Origin of the sequence: Amycolatopsis sp. NPDC089917 (assembly GCF_040684635.1) — a bacterium.
In the GTDB taxonomy this organism is placed as follows: domain Bacteria; phylum Actinomycetota; class Actinomycetes; order Mycobacteriales; family Pseudonocardiaceae; genus Amycolatopsis.
Genome location: NZ_JBFBGL010000031.1, coordinates 41,266 through 62,231 on the forward strand (window position 1 = coordinate 41,266; position 20,966 = coordinate 62,231).

Here is a 20,966-nt window from a genome sequence, read left to right on the forward strand (position 1 = left end):
GTCACATCGCCTTCGGCGGGACGATCCGCAAGTAGATCGCCGTCAGCACGACGTTGATCAGGAACAGCAGCAGGAACGTGATGACCACGGCCTGGTTCACCGCGTCGCCGACGCCCTTCGGCCCGCCCGCCGGGTTCAGCCCGCGGAAGGCCGCGACCACCCCGGCGACGAAGCCGTAGAGGAGCGCCTTGATCTCGCTGATCCACAGGTCCGGCACCTGCGCGAGCGCGTTGAAGCTGGCGAGGTACGCGCCCGGGGTGCCGCCCTGCATGACGACGTTGAAGAAGTAGCCGCCGAGCACGCCGACGACGCTGACCAAACCGTTCAGCAGCACCGAAACCACGATCGCCGCCAGCACGCGCGGCACGATCAGGCGCTGGATCGGGTTGACCCCGAGGACCTCCATCGCGTCGATCTCTTCGCGGATCTTGCGGGCGCCGATGTCGGCGCAGACCGCGCTGCCGCCCGCTCCCGCCACCAGCAACGCGGTGATCAGCGGGCTCGCCTGCTGCACGATCGCGAGCGCGCTCGCCGCGCCGGTGAACGACTGCGCGCCGATCTGCTGGGTCAGCGAGCCGAGTTGCAACGCGATCACCGCGCCGAACGGGATCGCCACCAGCGCCGTCGGCAGGATGGTGACGCTCGCGAAGAACCAGCACTGCTGGATCCACTCGCGGAACTGGAACGGTCGTTTGAAGATCGCGCGCAGGACTTCCCACGACAGGGTCGCGAGCCTGCCGACCTGTGTGAGCGCACCCGTACCGGGGAAGGACACCGTCGCTCCCACAGAACCTCCCAGTCGCCTGCCCCGAGTCTTACCCCACCTGCCGTCGCCCCGTTGCGCCGGCGGTGTTCACCTTGCTCTCGGCACCTCCGCCTTAAATCTTGAGGGCGTGCGTCGCGGTCGCGCCGCCGTCGGCGACGAATTCCGAGCCGGTGCTGTACGCACTGTCGTCACTGGCCAGGAACAACACGAGTTTCGCGATGTCCTCCGGCTGCCCGACCCGGCCGAGGGCGACCTTCTTGCCGACCCAGGACATGTCGATCTTCTGCCCGCCCGCCGCCGCGGCGACCATCGGCGTGTCGATCGCGCCGGGATGGACCGAATTGACCCGGATGTTCTTCGCGCCGAGTTCGAGCGCGGCGACCTTGGTCATCCCGCGGATCGCGAACTTGCTCGCGGTGTAGGCGACGAGATACGGCATCCCGGCGAGCCCTTCCACAGAGGACACGTTGACGATGGAGCCGCCTCCGGCCCCGGTCATCGGTTCAACGACCGAACGCATGCCGAGAAACGCCCCGATCTGGTTGACCCGCATGACGCGTTCGTAGTCGGCGAGCGTGGTCTTCCCGAGTTCCGAGAAATGCAGGATGCCCGCGTTGTTGACCAGCACCGTCGGCGGCCCGAACTCGGACCGCGTCCGCTGGATCGCGGCGTCCCATTCCGCCTCGTCGCCGACGTCGAGATGCTGGTAGACGGCGGATTCGCCGAGTTCGGCGGCAAGTTTCTTGCCGTCGAGGTCGTTGATGTCGGCGATCACCACGCGCGCGCCCTCGGCGACGAACAGCCGCGCGGCCGCCTCGCCTTGCCCGCGGGCGCCGCCGGTGATCAGGGCCACCTTGCCGTCGAGCCTGCCCATCGTCATCTCCTCACGGCAGCGACATGATTTCGGATGCGGAGAACATGCGTTCCGGGTCGCGGTCGGCGAAGTAGCCGCCCACGTTCGTGGCGAGCTCGTCGGCGGTCCAGGTCCCGTTGACGGTGTCGAACCGCTGCTCGACCGACGGCGGCCGCATGAGCGCGACCATCCCGCCGTAGACGAGGAAGACCTGACCGTTGACCCGGTCGGACCCGGGCGAGCACAGGAACGACACGAACGGCGCGACGTGGTCGACCGAAAGCGGGTCGATCCCTTCCGGCGCGTCGGCGCCGAAGACGGCTTCGGTCATCGCGGTGCGGGCGCGCGGGCAGATCGCGTTGGCGCGGACGCCATAGCGGGAAAGGCCGCGCGCGGTGGAGACGGTGAGCGCGGCGATGCCCGCCTTGGCCGCGCCGTAGTTCGGCTGGCCGGGAGCGCCGAGCAGGAACGACTCCGACGCGGTGTTGACCACGCGGCCGTACACCGGCGCTCCGTCCACTTTGGACTTGTCGCGCCAGTACGCCCCGGCGTTGCGGGAAAGCAGGAAGTGCCCGCGGAGGTGGACCCGGAGCACCGTGTCCCATTCCTCGTCGGACATCGAGAACAGCATCCGGTCGCGCAGCACACCCGCGTTGTTGACCAGGACGTGGAGTCCGCCGAAGTGGTCGACGGCGGCGGTGAGCAGCGCGTCCGCGGTCGAGGACTCCGACACGTCGCCGGTGACCGCGACGGCCTTGCCGCCTCCGGCCTCGATCTCGTCGGCCACCACCTGCGCGGCGGCCGACACGTCGTTGACCACCACCGACGCACCCGCCGCGGCCAGCGCCAGCGCCTCGGCCCGGCCGAGTCCCGCGCCGGCCCCGGTCACGATGGCGGTCTTGCCGTCCAAACTCACTCCGGGCCTCCTCACGTCTCCGCACACACTAGAATCTGTTCTTGCTGTATGCAAGGTCTAAATAAACGGTGCTAACCACGTATGAGCAGGGCATTTTTCGGACAGCTCGCAACAGCTTGAGTAACACGTTCTACTTGATTCTGTGAAACTTCGGCCGATTCGAGGACCAGCTCCTCGTCCTCGTCGAGATCGAAGACCTCGGGCGCGAAGCCGACACAGACCGCGTTCGCCTCGCAGAGCGAGCGATCGACGTCGATCTCCATATTCCCTCCTCGCCGCCACACCTGGTACAACTAGAACAGGTTCTACCCTACCGCCGCGAGCGGCCATGGCACCAGTAACGAGCACCGACGGCAGAGGTGACGGATGCGGATCGACTACACGCCGGAGCAGCGGGCACTGGCCGGGGAACTCCGGGAGTACTTCGCCGGGCTGATGACCCCCGAGCGCCGGGATGCCCTGGCGAGCGACGGCGGCGAGTACGGCGACGGCCTGGTGTACAAGGAAATCGTCCGGGACCTCGGCAGCTCGGGCTGGCTCGCGCTCGGCTGGCCCCGCGAGTACGGCGGACAGGACCGGCCGATGCTCGATCAGCTCATCTTCACCGACGAGGCGGCCGCGGCGGGGGTGCCCGTCCCGTTCCTCACGGTGAACACCGTCGGGCCGACGATCATGCGCTACGGCACCGAAGAACAGAAGGCGTTCTACCTGCCGAAGATCGCCGCCGGCGAGCTGCATTTCGCGATCGGCTACTCCGAGCCGGGCGCGGGGACCGACCTGGCGTCCCTGCGCACCCGCGCGGTCCGCGACGGCGACGACTACGTCATCAACGGCCAGAAGATGTGGACGAGCCTGATCGAGTACGCCGACTACATCTGGCTGGCCGCCCGCACCGACCCCGAGGCCCGCAAGCACAAGGGCCTGAGCATGCTGATCGTGCCGACGTCGGCGCCGGGGTTCTCCTGGACGAAGGTGCGCACGGTCGCCGGGCCGGGCACGAGCGCGACCTACTACGACGACGTGCGCGTGCCGGTGACCTCCCGGGTCGCCGGGGAGAACGAGGGCTGGCCGCTCATCACGAACCAGCTCAACCACGAACGGGTCGCGCTGACCTCGGCCGCGCCGATCCAGACGTCGTTGCGCGACGTGCGGACCTGGGCGCAGACGACCAAACTGCCCGACGGCTCCCGCGTCATCGACCAGCCGTGGGTCCGGCTGCACCTGGCGCGCGTCCACACGCACGCCGAGTACCTGAAGCTGCGGAACTGGCGGATCGCCTGGGCGGCCGCGAGCAGCGACCTCGGCCCGGCCGAGGCTTCGGCGACCAAGGTGTTCGGCACGGAGTTCGCGACCGAGGCGTACCGGCTGATGATGGAGATCCTCGGCGCGGGCGCCGTGGTCCGCGAGGGCTCCCCCGGCGCCCTGCTGCGCGGCCGGATCGAACGGCTGCACCGTTCGTCCCTGATCCTCACCTTCGGCGGCGGCACCAACGAGATCCAGCGGGACATGATCGCCGCGACCGCCCTCGGCCTGCCCGTCACGCGCTAGGAGACACCTCATGGACTTCACGCTCACCGAAGCGCAGCAGGATCTCGCGTCGCTCACCCGCCGGATCCTGACGGACAAGGTCACACCCGACGTGCTGGGGCCGCACGGTTCCGGCGGCTTCGACGCTCCACTGTGGACGGCGCTCGCACAGGCGGGCGTGCTCGACGCCGCCTTGCCGCAGTCGGTCGGCGGCGGTGGGTTCGGGCTGCTGGAGCAGTGTTCGGTCCTGGCCGAGATCGGCCGTGCGGTCGCTCCCGTGCCGTACCTGACGTCGGTCGTCCTGGGCGCGGCCGCGGTGGCCGAGTTCGGGGACGGACGGCTGGCCGAGCGCTGGGTCGTGCCGGTGCTGCGCGGCGACCACGTCCTCGCGGTGGCGCTGCCGGACTACGGCGTGCCGTGCGGGTTCACCGCCGAGGCCGACGGTGACGGCTGGCGGCTGACCGGCGCGCAGACCGCGGTCGCTTCGGGCGCGTTCGCGCACGGTTTCCTCGTGGAAGCCGCCATCGACGGCGGACGGCAGGTGTTCCTGCTCGACCGGGACGCGGTGGCCGTCTCGGCGCAGCGGACCGTCGACCACGCCGACGCGGCGCTCGTCGAACTGACCGGCGCGAAGGCGGCCGTCTCGCTGGGCGACATCGGTGAGTGGCTGCGGCTGCGCGGCACGATCGGCGCCTGCGCGCAGCAGCTCGGCGTCGTCGAACGGGCGCTGGAACTGACCGCGGCGTACGCGCGGGAACGCAAGCAGTTCGACCACCTCATCGGGAGTTTCCAGGCGGTGCGGCAGCGGCTCGCCGACGGCTACGTCGACGTCGAAGCCGTCCGGCTGACGCTGTGGCAGGCCGTCTGGCGGCTGAGCGAAGGCCTGCCGGCGGCCGAAGAGGTCGCGACGGCGAAGTTCTGGGCGGCGGAGGCGGGTCACCGCGTCGCGCACACCGCCGTGCACATCCACGGCGGGGTCGGCATCGATGTCGACCACACGCTGCACCGCTACTTCGTCGCGGCGAAACGGCTCGAATTCACCTTGGGCGGCGCCACCGCGCAGCTGCGAGGGCTCGGTGATCTCCTGGCCGCGGACCCAGCATGACCGCCACGGTCACGGAGCTCCTGCTCGCGAGGGCGGAGGACCACTCGACCGGACTGCTGTTCGAGGACCGGTGCTGGTCGTGGGCCGAACACGTCCGGGCCTGCACCGGATACGCGGCCGCGCTGACCGGGATCCTGCGTCGCGGCGGGCATTTCGGGCTGCTGGCCGACAACGTCCCCGAATTCTCGTTCCTGCTCGGCGGTGCCGCGCTCTCGGGGCACGTCCTGGTCGGCCTCAACCCGACGCGCCGGGGCGCGGCGCTGGCCCGCGACGTCGCGCTGGCCGACTGCGAGCTCGTGTTCGCCGAGGAGAAGTACCTTCCCCTGCTCTCTGAGGCAGGCGTCCCGGTGCGGCCACTGAGCGGACTCGAACCGTCGCGCGAGACGGTCGTTCCCGTGGCCGCGAAGCCCGAAGACCTGCTCATGCTGATCTTCACCTCCGGCACCAGCGGCGACCCGAAGGCCGTCCGGTGCACGCACGACAAGGTCGCCTACCCCGGCGCGATGCTGGCCGCCCGCTTCGATCTGTCCACACAGGACACCGTGTACGTGTCGATGCCGATGTTCCACTCGAACGCCGTCATGGCGGGCTGGTCTGTCGGGCTCGCCTCCGGCGCGGGGATCGCGCTGCGACGCCGGTTCTCCGCCTCCGGTTTCCTGCCGGACGTCCGGAAGTTCGGGGCGACCTACGCCAACTACGTCGGCAAGCCCCTGTCCTACGTGCTCACCACTCCCGAGCGGGACGACGACGCCGGCAACCCACTGAAACTGGTCTACGGCAACGAAGGCGCGGAAGCCGATCTCACCGTGTTCGGCAGGCGATTCGGCTGCCACGTGGTCGACGCGTTCGGCTCGACCGAGGGCGGCGTGAACTTCGGCCGCGATGCCACCACCCCGGCCGGCTCGCTCGGCAGGCTGCTCGACGGCGTCGCCGTCCTCGATCCGGTGACCGGAAAACCCTGTCCCCCGGCGGAGTTCGACGCGGGCGGGAAGCTGCTCAACGCCGCCGAAGCGGTCGGCGAACTGGTCAACACCGGCGGGCCGGGCTTCTTCGCCGGGTACTACGGCGATCCGGCCGCCGAGGCCGAGCGGATGCGCGACGGGATGTACCACACCGGCGACCTGGCGTACCTCGACGCGGACGGCTACTGCTACTTCGCGGGACGGCTCGGCGACTGGCTCCGTGTCGACGGCGAGAACCTCGGCACCGCCCCGATCGAACGCGCGCTCCTGCGGCATCCCGCCGTCCGCGAAGCCGCCGTGTACGGGGTGCCGGATCCACGCGTGGGCGATCAGGTGATGGCCGCGCTCGTCTGCCGGTCGCCGATCGACGCGGGCGAGTTCGCCGCTTTCGTCGCCGCGCAAAGCGATCTCGGTCCGAAGCAGCGGCCCCGGTTCGTGCGGGTGATCGACGCGCTGCCGAGGACGGCGACGCACAAGGTGCTCAAGCGCGAGCTGGCCGCGGACGGCGCCGGAGAAGCCTGGGAGCTGCGCTACCCCCGCGGGTGATCCCAGGGTCGGCACGGGTGATCTTCCCGATGCCCCGGCACTCGATCGCTCCCTACGTTCGGTGCCATGACACGAATTCCGCACAGGATCGGCGTACTGGCGACGACTCTGGCCTTGCCCGCCGTTCTCCTCGCGCCGACCGCGTCGGCGGCGCCCGTCCGCCTCGGCCTGCCCGCGCCGACGGGCCCGTACCCGGTCGGCAGCACCGATCTCCACCTGATCGATCACTCCCGCCAGGACCCGTGGGTTCCCGGCGGCACGCGGGAACTCATGGTCACCGTGCGCTACCCGGCTCTGCCGAGCGCGAAGCCGAAGGCTCCATACATGGCACCGGGTGTCGCGAAAGCGGTGGCCGAAAGCGACGCTCCCAAGCTGGGGATGAAGCCGGCGCAGCTCGACTACCGCTTCCCCACCCACTCCCGGATCGGCGCGCCCGCGCTCGGCGGCGACCGGCCGGTCGTGCTGTATTCGCCGGGCGGCACCTTGTCCCGTTCCCACGGCACCATCCATCAGGAACAGCTCGCGAGCGAGGGCTACGTCGTCGTGGCCATCGACCACACCCACGAAGCGGAAGCGGTCGAGTTCCCGGATGGCCGCGTCGCGAAGAAGGCCTTGCCACCATCGAGTATCGAGGTGTCGAAGCGCATGATCGACACGCGCGTCCGGGACACGCGATTCGTCCTCGACAAGCTCGGCCTGTCCCGGGCAGGGATGTTCGGGCACTCCGCCGGCGGGTTCACCGCGGGCGAGACGATGGTGACCGACCGGCGCGTCGTCGCCGGGGCGAATCTCGACGGCAGCATGGCCCACTCGCAGTCGCAGCGGATCTTCGGCCGCGTCGCCGACGAAGGCCTCGACCGGCCGTTCCTGCTGATGAGCGCGGGTGACCACAGCGCGGCGTCGGACCCGTCCTGGCAGGAATTCCAGCGCAACCAGCGCGGCTGGACCCGCGAGGTGCGGCTGCCCGACGGCGAGCACTTCAGCTTCACCGACTACCAGACCTTGTTGCCGCAGCTCGGCAACGCCCCTGCCGCGTTCATCGGCACCGTCGATCCGGCGCGGAGCGTCGCGATGCAGCGGGCCCGGCTCTCAGCTTTCTTCGACAAGAACCTGCGTCACCGAAGCAGCGAAGCGACCAGCGTGTCCTTGAGCCACGCCTCGTAGTCGTCATGGCTCCACCCGGCCTCGGCGACGAGGCCGGTGTGGACGCCGGCGCTCATCAGCGCGACGGCGATGTCCGTGGCCCGGGGCACGACAGGGCGATCGCCGTCCCGGACCCGGTCGATGACCATCTCGACGCCGAGCCGGTTGCGGCGGGCGCCTTCCGCCTGGGTCGCGGCGATGTCCGGATCGACGGCGGCGCCGGAACCCAGCATCGTGACGATGTCGCCACAGCGTTCCCGGACCTGGCGCGCGAGGGTGGCCAGCAGGCCGAGCAACGCGACCTGATCCTCCGTGCGCGACGCCTCGGCGACGAGGCCGGGGATCCCGGCCTCGTCGTCGAGGAGGTCGACGAGCCCGCCCAGGACACCGGCCTTCGAGCCGAAGTGGGCGTAGATGGTCTGCGGCGACACGCCGGCTTCCTGGGCGATGAGGCGGATCGGGGTCCGCGCGTAGCCGCGCTCGGCGAACAGCCCGCGGGCCGCGGTGAGGATCGTGCGCAGCGTCAGCGCCTCACGGCGGTCGCGCAACCGGACGATGCCGGGCAGGTCCGCTGACATGTATGCTCCTTGAAAGTTGGAACATTGTTCTAAACAATGGATCGATGGTACAGGAGGAGGGCGATGAGCACCGAGGAGATCATCACCGCGCTGGAACGCGCCTGGAACGCGGGCGACGGCGAGGCGTGGGCCGCGAACTTCGCCGAGGATGTGGACTTCGTGGACGTCGTCGGCCGGATCCAGCGCGGCCGGGCGACCATCGCGCGGGAGAGCCAGAAGATCTTCGACACCATCTACCGCGGCAGCAGGCTGGAACTCCGCCAGGTGTCGAGCCGCCCGCTCGGCGGCGGGTTCGACCTCGTGCACACCGAGACAGTGCTGTCCATCCCGGCGGGTCCCCTCGCCGGGGAGCAACGCGCGGTGCAGACGATGCTCGTCCACGACGGGCGGGTCGCCGCCTTCCACAACACCATCCGGGGTGACATCGCGGCGTTCACCGGCCACGACGCGGACTTCGCCGCCCGCTCGCCCCAGGATTGGGATTCCTGACCGGCGCCGTTCCCGGCGGACTGATCGCGTGACTCGCCTGCGAAAGCACTGACTCTGGCCGCTCGTGATCAGCGTGCTCACCCTCGGCCTGATCGCGGCGGCGCCCGCGGTGCTGGGATTGCGGCTCGATCACACCGGCCTGCGCCGGATCTCGCGAGTGCTCGCCGCCGACCGTGAGCGTGCCGTCCGTGGTGCTGCCCGGACTCAAGCAGGAGCGTTGATCGGCCTCAGCCGTCGCGGTCCCGTGTCGGGCCGGGACGGTGGCGGGCCCAGCACGATCCGGGCGTTGGCGACGAACGCGCCGTCCGGCGAGGCAAGGATCGGGTCGAGCGTCATCGAGCGGACCTCGGGGTTGTCCTCGGCGAGCGCCGCGACGCGCAGCACGATGTCCTGGAGCGCGGCCAGATCCGCCGGTTCGTCGCCGCGGTATCCGGTGAGCAGCGGTGACGTCCGCGGTTCGCGCAGCAGGGTGGCGGCGTCGACGTCGGTGAGCGGGACGGCTCGGTACGCCCGGTCCCCCAGCAGCGTGCTGACCAGGCCGGAGAGCCCGAACGACACGAGCGAGCCGAACGACGGGTCGTCCTGCAGCCCGATCACGCACGACAGGCCCTTCGGCGCCATCCGCTGGACGTAGACCTCGTCGTCGCCCGAGATCTCCCGCAGATCGAGGTACGCCCGGCGCACTCCGTCCGAAGAGGACAGATCGAGCCGCACCCCGGCGAGGTCCGGCCTGCCGCGCAACCGCTCGTCGACGGCCTTGAGAGTGACCGGGAACCCGAGATCCTCGGCGGCCTTCACCGCCTCTTCCGCGGAGGTCACGACCTGGAACGGGACGACGTCGATGCCGTAGCAGCCCAGGAGCCGGACCACGTCGTCGTCCGTCAGCAGGGTCGTCTTGCCGTCCTCGCCGGACAGCAGTTCGCCGACGATGACCTGCGCCTGTTCGGCGTGCAGACCGGCGGGCCGCACCAGATTGCCCTGCGGCCGCTGCCGCCAGGCGGCGTAGCGCACGACCCGCGCGAGCGCGTTCACCGCGCGTTCGGGGCTGGGGTACGACGGGACCGAACCGCGCGTCGGCACGCCGTCCTCGGACAGCACCGCCAATTCGTCCGGCACACCCTCGACGGCCAGGAAGGTCGACACGATCGGCTTGTTCTTGTCCATCTCGACGACGGCTTCCCGCAGCGCGCGGGCGTAGGCGGTGCCCGGGATCGCGAGCGGGGGCACGAAGACCACGACGAGCGCGTCGGTCTCCGGGGAGTTGAGGGCTTCGCGCACGGCGGCGGCGAATTCCTCCGGGCTCGCCTGCGGTCCGACATCCACCGGGTCCGCGGTCAGGCGGAGACCGTGCGCTCGCGCGGTGTCGGCGGCGAGCAGCCCGATGGCGCTGGAGTTGCCGACGATGGCGATCCGCGGCCCGGCGGGCAGCGGCTGATGGGCGAAGACCAGCGCGGTGTCGAAGAGTTGCGCGAGCGTGTCGACGCGGACGACGCCCGCCTGTTCGAACAGGGCCTGGACGCTGGACTCGTCGACCTCCGCCGACGTCGCGGCGAGCTGCGGGCGGACGGCGTGCCTGCCGGATTTCACCGCCACCACCGGCTTCGTCCGCGCCAGCCGCCTGGCGAGCCGGGCGAACTTGCGCGGGTTGCCGAACGATTCGAGGTACAGCAGGACGAGGTCGGTCGCCGGATCGGTCTCCCAGTACTGGAGCAGGTCGTTGCCGGAGACGTCGGCCCGGTTGCCCGCCGAGACGAACGTCGACAGCCCGAGACCGCGTGCTTCGGCGTCGGCGAGGATCGCGGTGCCCAGCGCGCCGGACTGGCAGAAGAAGCCGGTGCGGCCGCGCGCGGGCAGGCGTGGCGCGAGGGTGGCGTTGAGCCGGACCGAGGCGTCGGTGTTGAGCACGCCCAGCGCGTTCGGGCCGACCACCCGCATGCCGTGCGCCCTGGCCTCCCCGACCAGCCTCAGTTCGGCGTGCAACCCGTGCGGGCCCGCTTCGGCGAACCCGCCCGAGACGATCAGGAGGGTCTTGACCCCCTTGGCCAGCGCACCGTCCAAAACGGACTCGACGGCTTCGGCGGGCACGGCGACCACCGCGAGGTCGACGACGTCGGGAATGTCCACGACGGACGGATACGCGCGGACGCCGCGCACGGACTTGTGCTCCGGGTTGACCGGGTAGACGGTGCCGGCGAAGTCGGCGCTGAGCAGATTCGTGAGGGCGACGTAGCCGATCTTCGTCGGATCGGTGGACGCGCCGATCACCGCGACCGACTTCGGATGCAGCAGGTTGTGCACGCTGCGCGCCTCGGCGGCCTGTTCCCGGGACCGGGCGACCGCGAGGGACTCCTCGGTCGGGTCGATGTCGAACTCCAGGTGCAGCACGCCCTCTTCGATCTCACGGCTGACCTGGTAACCCGCGTCGCGGAACACGCGGACCATCGCCGCGTTCTCGGCGAGCACTTCGGCGACGAAGCGGCGCAGCCCGGATTCCGAAGCGGCGGCGGCCAGGTGCTCCAGCAGGATCGACCCGAGCCCGCGGCCCTGGTGGGCGTCGTCGACGACGAACGCGACCTCGGCCGACGGCCCGTGTTCGAGCCGTTCGTAACGGCCGACCGCGACGATGTCGTCGCCCAGCAGCGCGACGAAGGCGACCCTGTCGTGGTGGTCGACGGTGGAGAACCGTTCGAGGTCCCGCTGCGGGATCCGCGGATAGGCGCCGAAGTACCGGAAGTACCGGGTGCGTTCGGACAGCCTGCCGTGGAAGGCGACGAGGCCGTCGGCGTCACTGGGGATCACCGGACGCAGGTGCACGGTGCCGCCGTCGGAGAGCAGGACGTCGGCCTCCCACTCGCGCGGGAAGTCGTAGGGGTCGCGCCTGGTGTCCGCGGTGTTTCCAGTGGCCATGTCAGTCCCTCGGATCGTCCGGATCGAGGCCGTGCAGCGGGAAGATCGCGCGGCGGGTGTCGCGGATGGCGATGTCGACCGGCTCGTCGGCCCCGTCTCCCCACGGGACGAAGGCGGTGTCGCGGCCGTCGGACATGCCGGGCGGGATCTCGGCCTTCGGCGCGGCCCTGGAGATCGACGCGACCCAGTTCGGCGGCAGGGCCGTCGCCGGGTCGACGTCCCGGTCGAGCACGGTGGCGAGCAGATGCGTCCAGGACCGCGGCACCACCCGGATCAGCTGGTAGCCACCGCCGCCCACGGCGATCCAGCGGCCACCGGCGTGCGCTTCGGACAGTTCCCGCAGCCGCCGGTAGATGGCGCGATGGCCGTCCACCGAGAGCGAGAGATCCGCCAGCGGGTCTTCCTCGTGCGAGTCGACGCCGCACTGGGTGACGAGGATCTGTGGCCGGAACTGCTCCAGCAGCGACGGCACCACCGCCTCGAACGCCCGCAGCCAGCCCCCGTCCCGGGTGCCGGGCGGAAGCGGGATGTTGACCGCGGTGCCCTCGGCCCCGCCCTTGCCGATCTCCGCCGAGTAGCCCGTGCCCGGCCACAACGTGAAGGGGTGCTGATGCAGGGAAACGGTCAGCACCCGAGGGTCGTCGTAGAACGCCGTCTGCACGCCGTCGCCGTGATGAACGTCGGTGTCGACGTAGGCGATGCGGTCGAAACCGTGGTCCAGCAACCACGAGATCGCCACCGAACAGTCGTTGTAGACGCAGAAGCCCGACGCCTTGCCGGGCATCGCGTGGTGCAGCCCGCCGGCGATGTTCACCGCGCGGGTCGCCTCGCCGCCGGCGATCTTCCGCGCGGCCAGCAGCGTCGAGCCGACGACCAGCGCGGAAGCCTCGTGCATGCCGGTGAACACCGGGTTGTCCTCGGTGCCGAGCCCGTGCGCGAAATCGGCGCCGGTCATCGGCGCCTGCCGCACGGCCTCGATGTACTCGTCCAGGTGGACGCGGCGCAGCTCGTCTTCGCCCGCTTGATCGGGGACGAGCAGTTCGACACCGTCGAGCACGCCGAGTTCGGTGGCGAGCCGGATGGTCAGTTCGAGCCGCACCGGATTGAACGGATGCTCGCCGCCGAGGTCGTAACCCAGCAGCGAGGAGTCCCATACGACGGCCGGTGCTCGCATGGTGCGAACTCTAGTGCCCGGAAGCGGCTCGTGCGCCGTCCCGGACGCCCGCGGGTCAGCCGGGCAGGTCCCCCGTGGCCACCGGGCGCTCCGGATCGCGGGACCAGTGCGACCACGACCCCGCGTACAGCGCGACGGGCGCCGGGTGACCGGAGACCTCGAGCGCGAGCACGACGGATGAGGCGGTCACGCCCGATCCACAGTAGACACCGACCGGCGTCTCCGGTGTCACGCCGAAACCTTCGAACCGCTCGGCCAGTTCCGAGGCGTCGCGCCAGCGGCCGTCCTCCGCGAGATGCCCGGAGAAGGGCGCGTTGACCGCACCGGGGATGTGCCCGGCGCGCGGGTCGATCGGCTCGGTCTCCCCCGCGTACCTCGGCTTCGCCCGCGCATCGAAGAGCAACCCGTCCCTGGCGAGCGTCGCCGCCCCGGCCGCGTCCAGCACCGGCATGCCGCCGGGCTCGACGACGATGTCCCCCTCCGCGGGCGCGGGGACCTCCGTGGTGAGCGGGCGCTCTTCCTCCGCCCAGGCCGCGAAGCCGCCGTCCAGCACGGCGACCTCGGCGTGCCCGGCCCAGCGCAGCAGCCACCACGCGCGGGCCGCGACAGACCCGTCGGAGTCGTCGTAGACCACGACCGGGTGCCCGGCACGGACCCCGGCCGCCCTCAGGTGCCGCTGCAGGATCTCCGGTTCGGGCAGCGGGTGACGGCCGCCGTCCCCCGGCTCCCCGGCGAGCGCCGTGTCGAGGTCGAGGTACACCGCGCCCGGGAGATGCGCCTCACGGTAGGAATCGGCGCCGGGCGGCCCGGCGAGCCGCCAGCGGACATCGAGGACTACGGAGCGTGCCGATTCCGGGCCGGAGAGCTGCGCGGCGAGTTCGCTGGTGGTGATCATGGGGCGCATGCGGCCATCTTCCCGCGCCCGGCGGCTCCGTGCCCAGCTTGGGGGACTTTTCCCGCGACCGCGCTTGTTGTCCCCACGCCTGCGTCGCTGTCGGTGCCAGCGACTACGATGAGCAACGCGGACGAAGGGGACAGCGTGAACGATCTCATCGACACCACAGAGATGTACTTGCGTACGATCTACGAGCTCGAAGAAGAAGGTGTCGTCCCGCTGCGGGCCCGGATCGCGGAGCGGCTGCAGCAGAGCGGCCCGACCGTGAGCCAGACCGTCGCCAGGATGGAACGGGACGGGCTGGTCGTCGTCGCGGACGACAGGCACCTGCAGCTGACCGAGCACGGTCGCGAACTCGCCATCGCGGTCATGCGCAAACACCGCCTGGCCGAGCGCCTCCTGGTCGATGTCATCGGCCTGGAGTGGGAGCACGTCCATAACGAGGCCTGCCGCTGGGAACACGTGATGAGCGAGGCCGTCGAGCGCAAGCTGGTCAAGCTGCTCGACCACCCCACCACCTCGCCCTACGGCAACCCGATCCCGGGACTGGACAAGCTCGGCGACGGCGATCCCGCCCCGCCGGCCGAGGCCGACCTCGTGCGGCTCGACGAATTCGCCCGGATGGGTGGCGGCGAGGTCGAGATCCGCCGCATCGCCGAACACGTACAGCTGGACGAGACGCTGATGACCGAGCTCAAGTCGGTCGGCATCGTGCCCGGCAGCCGGGTCAAGGTCGGCAAGGCGGCGCCCGGCGGGACCATCGAGGTCACCGGGGGCAGCAACACCGCCCAGGTGGCCACTTCGGCCCTGCACGCCGTGCTGGCGCAAGCCAGGTGAGCGCCGCGTCCGACGCCGCGGCGACCTTCCGGACCCTCCACGGCCGCGCTCCGGCCGGGGTCTGGTCGGCACCGGGCCGGGTGAACCTGATCGGCGAGCACACCGACTACAACGACGGTTTCGTGCTGCCGTTCGCCCTCCCGCACCGGCTCGCCGCCGCGGCGAGCCCACGCGAGGACGGCGTGCTCACCGTGGCCACGCTCGGCTCGGACGGCCGGGTCCAGGAATCGGGCCCGCTCACCATCGCCGACCTGAAACCCGGCTCGGTCGAGGGGTGGGCCGCGTACCCGGCGGGCGTCGCCTGGGTGCTGCGCGACCAGGGCCTCGGCGCCGGCGCGGACGTGGCGATCGCGGGGGACGTGCCCTCGGGGGCGGGACTGTCCTCCTCCCACGCGCTCGAATGCGCTGTCGCGCTCGCCCTCCTCGGGCTGGCGGGCATCACTCCGGGGACCGGCGCGGGAGCGCCGGGCCTGCACGAGGTGGCCCGCTGGGTGCAGCGTTCCGAGAACGACTTCGTCGGGGCGCCGACCGGTCTGCTCGACCAGACCGCGTCCCTGTGCTGCACGGAATCGAACGTGCTGTTCCTCGACGTCCGCTCGGGCGAGATGGAACAGGTGCCGTTCCCGCTGGAGGAATCCGGCGTCCGGATCCTGATCATGGACACCCGCACGAAGCACTCGCACGCCGAGGGCGGCTACGGCGAACGACGGCGGGGCTGTGAGCGCGCCGCGGAACTGCTCGAAGTGAAGGCGCTGCGGGACATCGGCGTCGACGGGCTCGACACCGCGCTCGCGAAGCTGCCGGACGAGCTGGTGCCGCTGGTGCGCCACGTGGTGACGGAGAACCAGCGGGTCCTCGACACCGTGGACCTGCTGCGCGCCGGCCGGATCACCGAGATCGGCCCGCGGCTGGACGCCTCGCACGTCAGCATGCGCGACGACTACCGGATCTCCACCCGCGAACTCGACCTCGCCGTCGACTCGGCCCGCGAGGCCGGGGCGCTCGGCGCGCGGATGACCGGCGGAGGCTTCGGCGGTTCGGCGATCGCGCTGGTCCGCGAGTCCGATGTGGATTCCGTGGGACGAGCGGTGAAGGCCGCGTACGAGGCGGCGGATCTGCGCCACCCCAGGCTGTTCACCGCGGTGCCGTCGCGCGGCGCGGGCCGCGACGAGCCGTAGGGCACGCGGTCGCGAGACCCCCGGACATTCCGTGTGTCCGGGGGCGAGGACACTGGGCCGCGACCGCATCCGCAGCAGAAAGGCGCGAACGTGACCGACGAACCGACCAAGGCCCTGAAACTGATGGTGACGGGCGGAGCCGGTTATGTGGGCAGCGTCTGCGCGGCCCGTCTCATCGAGGCCGGGCACGACGTCACCGTGGTCGACGACCTCTCCACCGGGCACGCCGACGCGGTGCACCCGGACGCCACCTTCGTCGAGGGCGACGCCGCCGAGGTCGCCCGGCGCCTGCTCGGCGACGGTTTCGACGGCGTCCTCCACTTCGCCGCCAAGTCGCTGGTCGGCGAGTCGATGACGGATCCGGCGAAGTACTGGGAGGGCAACGTCCTGACCTCGCTCCGCCTGCTGGAAGCGATGCGCGACCACGGCACGAAGCGGCTGGTGTTCTCCTCCACCGCGGCCACCTACGGCGAGCCCGAGTCCTCCCCCATCCCGGAGACGGCGCCGACGCAGCCGACCAACACCTACGGCGCGACGAAGCTGGCCATCGACCACGCGATCACGTCGTTCTCGCGCGCCCACGGCATCGCCGCCGTCAGCCTGCGCTACTTCAACGTCGCCGGCGCCTACGGCTCCTTCGGCGAGCGGCACACCACCGAAACCCACCTGATCCCCCTCGTGCTCCAGGTCGCCACCGGGGACCGCGAGCGGATCCAGATCTTCGGTGACGACTACCCGACCGCGGACCGCACCGCCATCCGCGACTACATCCACGTGGTCGACCTCGCCGACGCTCACCTGCTCGCCCTGCGGCACGCGGTCGACGGCGAGCACCGCATCTACAACCTCGGCAGCGGCACGGGTTTCTCCGTGCTCGAGGTGATCGAGGCGTGCCGCCGCACCACCGGTCACGAGATCCCCGCCGCGGTCGCGCCGCGCCGGGCGGGCGACCCGTCGGTGCTGGTGGCCTCCAGCGAGCGGGCGGGCGCAGAACTCGGCTGGAAGCCCCAGCGCACCGACCTCGACGGCATCGTGGCCGACGCGTGGGCGTTCACCCGGTCCCGCCAGGCGGCGGTCCGAGGCTGAGCGCGGGCGGCTCGTCCTCCCGCCGCCGCAGCACCATCCCGGCCACGTCGGACGGCGGCAGCATCCCGTCCAGGGCGGCTGTCAGCAGTCCGGCCATTCGGTGTTCCGGATCGACTTCGCGGGCCCTGGCCAGCGCCATGGTGGCGGCGGTCAGGTCACCGCGGGCGTAGGCGGCGTGCCCCTTCAGGCACAGTGCCTCGGCGGATTCCGGTTCGGGCAGCTCGCGAGCGAGCCGGAGCCAGAGATCCTCCGCGGCTCGTGCCAGGGGTGAGCCCACCGGGGCCGCCGTGAGCAGGCACGCGTCCCGGACCTCGACGAGGGAAAGCGCCCACGCCAGCCGGACGGCCTGCTCGTCGGTGATCGCCTCGTCGCCCCGCTCGGCACGGGCCAGTGCGGCGTTCACCTCGGCGAGTCCCGCCTCGACGAGGGCGTCCTTTCCCCAGGGCGGGTCGGCCAGCCTGGTCAGGATGTCGGCCCGGCGCGCGAGCGTTTCCGGTGGGCCGGCCGCGAAAAGGCGCTCCAGGTCCGCCCTGCTCTCGTGGGTGACGTGGCCTTGGCTGGTGGTGACCGCCGCGGCCACCGACTCGCGAGGGTCGGGCAGGACGCCGCCGCAGTCCGTGTCGCGGTAGCACCGCCACCGCGCGCCCTCGGTGATGGACGGCGCCCACAGCGAGTGCAGCAGGGGGATGCCGTATTCGGCGAGCGAGGATTCCAGGCGACGGAGGAAACGGCGGCGCGGTGGCCGCCCGGACGGATTCGGGGAACCGCCGCCGACGACGGCCACCGTGGCACCGGTGTGATCGGTGACGGCGAGCCGGATGGCGAGGTCTCGCGCCTGGTCTCGCTCCAGGCCGGGCGGTGGGAGGTCCACGCGCATCGTGAGGCCTTGCCTCTTGCGGTTTGGCCCCTTCTGCCCGAAGACGACGACGGAGTTCTCGGGATGGAACCCGAGGATGTACGGGATCGCGGCGAGCAGGTCCGCCGGATCCTTCAGATCGACCTTGGTCCTGCCGGTCGGGGTGACTGTGGTCATGCCCCCACACTGCGGCGGGAATGGCGCCGCCGGGTGGGGGCATGACACATCTGTGGACAGCCGGGACCGTTGTGGACAACCGTCACCGGGACCGGCGCGGGGACGCCGGTTCGTCGGTGGGGTGGTCTACCTTGCCCGGCCCCCGCGGGATCAGTCGCAGTGTTCGAACGGGCTCTCGTAGGCGTTCGAACCGACCGAACCGCCCCACTTGACGCAGGTCGACGCGGCCGTCTTCTTCACCGGCCCGGCGTAGTAGGTGAAGCTGCCGGAGTCGGTCGTGCGAGCCGAGCCCTGGACTTCGAGGAAGGCGGACACCGGCGACGCGGTGCCCAGCGAAACCGCCTTCAACGTGGTCACGCAGTTGGACTTGGTCGAAGCGTTGTAGAGCAGGTACGCGGTGCCGGAACCGCCGGCGAGCGCCTGCGAGTCGACCACCGAGAACCCGCTGCCGCACACCTCGGTCGCCTCGTACGGGTTGCCGCCGCACGAGTTCTTGCTGGTGAAGTTGGTGTGGGCGTAGTAAGGCACCGCGACGCCGTTCAGCTTCGCCTTCTGGGCGACGCCGTTGAGCCGCTCTTCGAAGTGCAGGTGCGGGCCGGTCACGCCGCCGGTGGCGCCTGCCGTGCCGAGCTGCTTGCCGAGGCTGACGGCCTGGCCGACCGAGACCGACTGGGTCGAAAGGTGCGCGTACCGGGTGGTCCAGCCGCCACCGTGGTCGACCTCGACCCAGCGCCCGTAGCTCGTGCTGCCTTCGTTGGCGACCCGGCTGACTTTGCCGCCCGCCGCGGCCAGCACCGGCATCCCGGTGATCCCCGACTTCTGGAAGTCGACCGAGTTCGCCGGGCTGTGCCCGCTGAAGGTGGCGGCCGTGACCGTGACACCGCATTTGAACGGGACCTGGAAGTTCGGGGCGGCCGACGCCTGCGTCGTACCGGCGAGGGTCAGGCCGAGCGCGGGGACGACGGCCGCCGCGGCGAGCACTGCGAAGCGGCGCAACCTGGACATGAGACCTCCATCGGGTGGGGAAGCCGGACTCGGCGAAGCAAAGCCGGAGGAAATACATTTTCCATACAAGCGCGAGGTCCGGTCGGCGTTTTCCCCGGAAACGCCGGATGCCACGCCCCGGGCGGGACGTGGCATCCGGAGGATGGGTCGGGCTCAGCCGAAGGCGGCCCGCAGCGCGGGCTTGCCTCCCGCCACCGGGAGCACCAGCGAAGTCCGGTTCAGCTCGACCGAGACACCCGCGCCCGGCTTCGGCCGGAGCGTGTAGTCGTGGTCGCTGGAGGCCACCAGGAACTCGATCTTGTGCCCGGCCGCGAGCAGGTAGTCCTTCGCGACCAGTTCGACCTCGATCTTGTAGTTCTCACCAGGGGTGATCGGCTCGGTCTTGGCGGGGTCGCGCCGGTTCTGCGGATCGGTCCAGCCGCGGGTGATCACCTTCGCGGACCCGTTCGGGGCCCGGTCGATGAGCACCGCCGTCACGTTCGCGGCGGGCTTGTCGAACGACAGCGAAAGGTCGGCCTTCACCGTGCCGGAGAGACGGACGGGCTGGCTCGCCGCCGTGGTCGAGCACAGCAGCCGGTTGCCCGACGAGGCCGCGTTGGCGAGCTGTTCGACGGTCTTGCTCGCGTCGTCGGCCAGCTTCTCCACGGTGGCCTTGCCGGGAACGGGGTTGCGGGTGTCGAGCTTGCCCTTCGAGGAGCCACCGGGCCACGGGTAGAGCTTCACGTCCTGGGCGCCGGGCAGCGGCCACTCCGGCTCGTCCACCCACGACTTGTCCTCGCGCTGGATGGTGGCCTTCGGCTCGCGCTCGATGCCGTTGTCGACGCCGTAGAGGTAATGCGACATCCACTTGTTCAGGGTCGCGAGCCAGACGTCGCGACGGAGGCTCATCGGGTCGGCGTGCCCGGCCTGGTGCAGCCAGATCTTGTGCTCGACGCCGCGCGCCTTGAGCATCTCGTACCAGCGGGTGCCCTGGTCGGTCTTGACGTTCCAGTCGCCGAGGCCATGCACCACGAGCACCGACGCGCGCACCTTGTTCACGTCGTTGCGGTAGTTCCGCACGTCCCAGAAGCGGCTGTAGTCACCGGTCACCCGGTCCTGGTCGACGGCGATCTTGTCGATCAGCGGGCGGCAGACCGCGCGATCCTGGCGCGTGTAGACGTAGTCCGCGAGCACGTCCGCGTCCTCGCCCTGGTAACCGCCGGCCGCTACGACGGCGCCGTCGTTGCGGTAGTAGTCGTACCAGCTGGAGATCGCCGCGATCGGGACGATCGTCTCCAACCCCTTGACGCCGGTGCTGGCCACCGCGTTGGGCAGCGTCCCGTTGTAGGAGACGCCCATCATGCCGGTCTTGCCGGTGCTCCAGTCCGCGACCGCGGCCTTGCCCGCCGCGTCCCGCGCCGAGGTGCGGCCATTCAGCCAGTCCACAATGGACTTGGCGCCGATGGTCTCGTTGACGTCGCCGGTGCTCGGGCAGCCGGTGGACTGGCCGCTGCCGAGCGACTCCCCGTACACCACGGCGAAGCCGCGGGCGAGGAAGTAGTTCTGGTAGCTCCAGTTGATCGGCGCCGGGTTCGGGCCGACGGTCTTGGTCGCGATCTTCGGGCCCGCGGGGGCGCGCTTGGCGCCGGGAACGTACAGCTCGACGTCGACGTTGTGGTTCGCGACGTCGTTGCCGCCCGCGTAGTACGGACTGGCCTGGTAGACGACCGGGACCTTCATGCCCTGCTGGGTGGCGCGGGGACGCACCACTTCCGCGTGCACGAGGTCGTCCTTGCCGTCGTGGTCGCTGTCGACCGGCGCGGTGACCCAGACGTTCTCCCGGATGACGTCCGCCGGATCGAACACCGGCTGCGCCTGGCCGTCCTTGAAAACCGGCGACGGCGGCGGGTCCGCTTGAGCGGGCAGAGCCGTCGCCGGGAGAACCAGGACGGCGGTGAACAAGGCGGCGAGTCTGGCGACTCTCACG

At 70.8% G+C, this 20,966-nt stretch carries 19 protein-coding genes; 8 read left to right on the plus strand and 11 right to left on the minus strand.

Annotated features, from left to right (window positions below):
* Position 1 precedes the first annotated feature (1 nt).
* The 4 genes from AB0N89_RS22835 to AB0N89_RS22850 all read right to left on the minus strand — a co-directional run bounded on the left by AB0N89_RS22835 (position 2) and on the right by AB0N89_RS22850 (position 2,798).
* Entirely contained in the window at positions 2–787 is a 786-nt protein-coding gene (locus tag AB0N89_RS22835; RefSeq protein WP_005164606.1) for an ABC transporter permease, read from the minus strand.
* A 91-nt stretch (positions 788–878) separates the two neighbouring features.
* Positions 879–1,640, minus strand: a complete 762-nt coding sequence (locus tag AB0N89_RS22840; RefSeq protein ID WP_364207507.1) for a glucose 1-dehydrogenase — start codon at positions 1,638–1,640, stop codon at positions 879–881.
* A gap of 10 nt (positions 1,641–1,650) precedes the next feature.
* Positions 1,651–2,535 (minus strand): 3-oxoacyl-ACP reductase, encoded by an 885-nt coding sequence (locus AB0N89_RS22845; protein ID WP_364207509.1) that lies wholly within the window; start codon positions 2,533–2,535, stop codon positions 1,651–1,653.
* Positions 2,536–2,606: 71 nt separating this feature from the next.
* Positions 2,607–2,798 (minus strand): ferredoxin, encoded by a 192-nt coding sequence (locus AB0N89_RS22850; protein WP_364207511.1) that lies wholly within the window; start codon positions 2,796–2,798, stop codon positions 2,607–2,609.
* Positions 2,799–2,901: 103 nt separating this feature from the next.
* Between AB0N89_RS22850 and AB0N89_RS22855 the strand changes: the two genes are divergently transcribed.
* The 4 genes from AB0N89_RS22855 (at position 2,902) to AB0N89_RS22870 (ending at position 7,839) form a co-directional block, all read left to right on the plus strand.
* Complete coding sequence (locus tag AB0N89_RS22855; RefSeq protein ID WP_364207513.1) at positions 2,902–4,083, plus strand: acyl-CoA dehydrogenase family protein; 1,182 nt, start codon at positions 2,902–2,904, stop codon at positions 4,081–4,083.
* 10 nt (positions 4,084–4,093) lie between these two features.
* Positions 4,094–5,167, plus strand: coding sequence for an acyl-CoA dehydrogenase family protein (locus AB0N89_RS22860; RefSeq protein ID WP_364207515.1), 1,074 nt, complete (start codon positions 4,094–4,096; stop codon positions 5,165–5,167).
* Entirely contained in the window at positions 5,164–6,675 is a 1,512-nt protein-coding gene (locus AB0N89_RS22865) for a long-chain-fatty-acid--CoA ligase (RefSeq protein WP_364207517.1), read from the plus strand. Before AB0N89_RS22860 ends, AB0N89_RS22865 begins: the two co-directional genes overlap by 4 nt.
* Before the next feature lie 66 nt (positions 6,676–6,741).
* Positions 6,742–7,839: an alpha/beta hydrolase gene (locus AB0N89_RS22870; RefSeq protein WP_364207519.1), complete on the plus strand. Its 1,098-nt coding sequence runs from the start codon at positions 6,742–6,744 to the stop codon at positions 7,837–7,839.
* On the opposite strand, the gene AB0N89_RS22875 is transcribed toward AB0N89_RS22870, so the two are convergent.
* Positions 7,791–8,396 (minus strand): helix-turn-helix domain-containing protein, encoded by a 606-nt coding sequence (locus tag AB0N89_RS22875; RefSeq protein WP_364207521.1) that lies wholly within the window; start codon positions 8,394–8,396, stop codon positions 7,791–7,793. The genes AB0N89_RS22870 and AB0N89_RS22875 overlap by 49 nt on opposite strands.
* A 63-nt stretch (positions 8,397–8,459) precedes the next feature.
* Here AB0N89_RS22875 and AB0N89_RS22880 point away from each other — a divergent pair, with 63 nt between their 5' ends.
* Positions 8,460–8,885 carry an SgcJ/EcaC family oxidoreductase gene (locus tag AB0N89_RS22880; protein ID WP_364207523.1) on the plus strand — a complete coding sequence of 142 codons (426 nt, stop codon included), beginning with the start codon at positions 8,460–8,462 and terminating at the stop codon, positions 8,883–8,885.
* Between the two features lie 204 nt (positions 8,886–9,089).
* Here the strand turns inward: AB0N89_RS22880 and AB0N89_RS22885 are convergent, their stop codons facing one another.
* The 3 genes from AB0N89_RS22885 to AB0N89_RS22895 are packed head-to-tail and all read right to left on the minus strand — an operon-like array spanning position 9,090 to position 13,870.
* On the minus strand, positions 9,090–11,792 hold the full coding sequence (locus AB0N89_RS22885; protein ID WP_364207525.1) for a GNAT family N-acetyltransferase: 2,703 nt from the start codon (positions 11,790–11,792) through the stop codon (positions 9,090–9,092).
* Position 11,793: 1 nt separating this feature from the next.
* The gene (locus tag AB0N89_RS22890) at positions 11,794–12,966 is read right to left on the minus strand and encodes an acetoin utilization protein AcuC (RefSeq protein WP_364207527.1); all 1,173 of its coding nucleotides are present in this window, start codon (positions 12,964–12,966) and stop codon (positions 11,794–11,796) included.
* Between the two features lie 55 nt (positions 12,967–13,021).
* A complete protein-coding gene (locus tag AB0N89_RS22895) occupies positions 13,022–13,870 on the minus strand; it encodes a sulfurtransferase (protein WP_364207529.1) in 849 nt (282 codons plus the stop codon).
* A 108-nt stretch (positions 13,871–13,978) separates the two neighbouring features.
* On the opposite strand from AB0N89_RS22895, the gene AB0N89_RS22900 reads away from it, so the two are divergent.
* The 3 genes from AB0N89_RS22900 (at position 13,979) to galE (ending at position 16,962) form a co-directional block, all read left to right on the plus strand.
* Entirely contained in the window at positions 13,979–14,698 is a 720-nt protein-coding gene (locus tag AB0N89_RS22900) for a metal-dependent transcriptional regulator (RefSeq protein ID WP_077241287.1), read from the plus strand.
* Positions 14,695–15,876, plus strand: a complete 1,182-nt coding sequence (galK, locus tag AB0N89_RS22905; protein ID WP_364207531.1) for a galactokinase — start codon at positions 14,695–14,697, stop codon at positions 15,874–15,876. Before AB0N89_RS22900 ends, galK begins: the two co-directional genes overlap by 4 nt.
* 90 nt (positions 15,877–15,966) lie before the next feature.
* Positions 15,967–16,962, plus strand: a complete 996-nt coding sequence (gene galE, locus AB0N89_RS22910) for a UDP-glucose 4-epimerase GalE (protein ID WP_364207533.1) — start codon at positions 15,967–15,969, stop codon at positions 16,960–16,962.
* Here the strand turns inward: galE and AB0N89_RS22915 are convergent.
* The 3 genes from AB0N89_RS22915 to AB0N89_RS22925 form a co-directional block, all read right to left on the minus strand.
* A complete protein-coding gene (locus AB0N89_RS22915; RefSeq protein WP_364207534.1) occupies positions 16,928–17,995 on the minus strand; it encodes a DUF4192 domain-containing protein in 1,068 nt (355 codons plus the stop codon). The genes galE and AB0N89_RS22915 overlap by 35 nt on opposite strands.
* Positions 17,996–18,145: 150 nt before the next feature.
* Positions 18,146–19,000: a M23 family metallopeptidase gene (locus tag AB0N89_RS22920; RefSeq protein WP_364207536.1), complete on the minus strand. Its 855-nt coding sequence runs from the start codon at positions 18,998–19,000 to the stop codon at positions 18,146–18,148.
* Positions 19,001–19,153: 153 nt separating this feature from the next.
* Entirely contained in the window at positions 19,154–20,965 is a 1,812-nt protein-coding gene (locus AB0N89_RS22925; RefSeq protein ID WP_364207538.1) for a Xaa-Pro dipeptidyl-peptidase, read from the minus strand.
* Between the last annotated feature and the right edge of the window lies 1 nt (position 20,966).

What these genes read in the sequence shown, in the direction of transcription:
- AB0N89_RS22840 (WP_364207507.1), bottom strand. Translation starts at nt 1,640, where the DNA reads ATGGGCAGGCTCGACGGCAAGGTGGCCCTGATCACCGGCGGCGCCCGC.
- AB0N89_RS22850 (WP_364207511.1), bottom strand. Translation starts at nt 2,798, where the DNA reads ATGGAGATCGACGTCGATCGCTCGCTCTGCGAGGCGAACGCGGTCTGT.
- AB0N89_RS22855 (WP_364207513.1), top strand. Translation starts at nt 2,902, where the DNA reads ATGCGGATCGACTACACGCCGGAGCAGCGGGCACTGGCCGGGGAACTC.
- AB0N89_RS22860 (WP_364207515.1), top strand. Translation starts at nt 4,094, where the DNA reads ATGGACTTCACGCTCACCGAAGCGCAGCAGGATCTCGCGTCGCTCACC.
- AB0N89_RS22865 (WP_364207517.1), top strand. Translation starts at nt 5,164, where the DNA reads ATGACCGCCACGGTCACGGAGCTCCTGCTCGCGAGGGCGGAGGACCAC.
- AB0N89_RS22870 (WP_364207519.1), top strand. Translation starts at nt 6,742, where the DNA reads ATGACACGAATTCCGCACAGGATCGGCGTACTGGCGACGACTCTGGCC.
- AB0N89_RS22875 (WP_364207521.1), bottom strand. Translation starts at nt 8,396, where the DNA reads ATGTCAGCGGACCTGCCCGGCATCGTCCGGTTGCGCGACCGCCGTGAG.
- AB0N89_RS22880 (WP_364207523.1), top strand. Translation starts at nt 8,460, where the DNA reads ATGAGCACCGAGGAGATCATCACCGCGCTGGAACGCGCCTGGAACGCG.
- AB0N89_RS22885 (WP_364207525.1), bottom strand. Translation starts at nt 11,792, where the DNA reads ATGGCCACTGGAAACACCGCGGACACCAGGCGCGACCCCTACGACTTC.
- AB0N89_RS22890 (WP_364207527.1), bottom strand. Translation starts at nt 12,966, where the DNA reads ATGCGAGCACCGGCCGTCGTATGGGACTCCTCGCTGCTGGGTTACGAC.
- AB0N89_RS22895 (WP_364207529.1), bottom strand. Translation starts at nt 13,870, where the DNA reads ATGCGCCCCATGATCACCACCAGCGAACTCGCCGCGCAGCTCTCCGGC.
- AB0N89_RS22900 (WP_077241287.1), top strand. Translation starts at nt 13,979, where the DNA reads ATGAGCAACGCGGACGAAGGGGACAGCGTGAACGATCTCATCGACACC.
- AB0N89_RS22915 (WP_364207534.1), bottom strand. Translation starts at nt 17,995, where the DNA reads ATGACCACAGTCACCCCGACCGGCAGGACCAAGGTCGATCTGAAGGAT.
- AB0N89_RS22920 (WP_364207536.1), bottom strand. Translation starts at nt 19,000, where the DNA reads ATGTCCAGGTTGCGCCGCTTCGCAGTGCTCGCCGCGGCGGCCGTCGTC.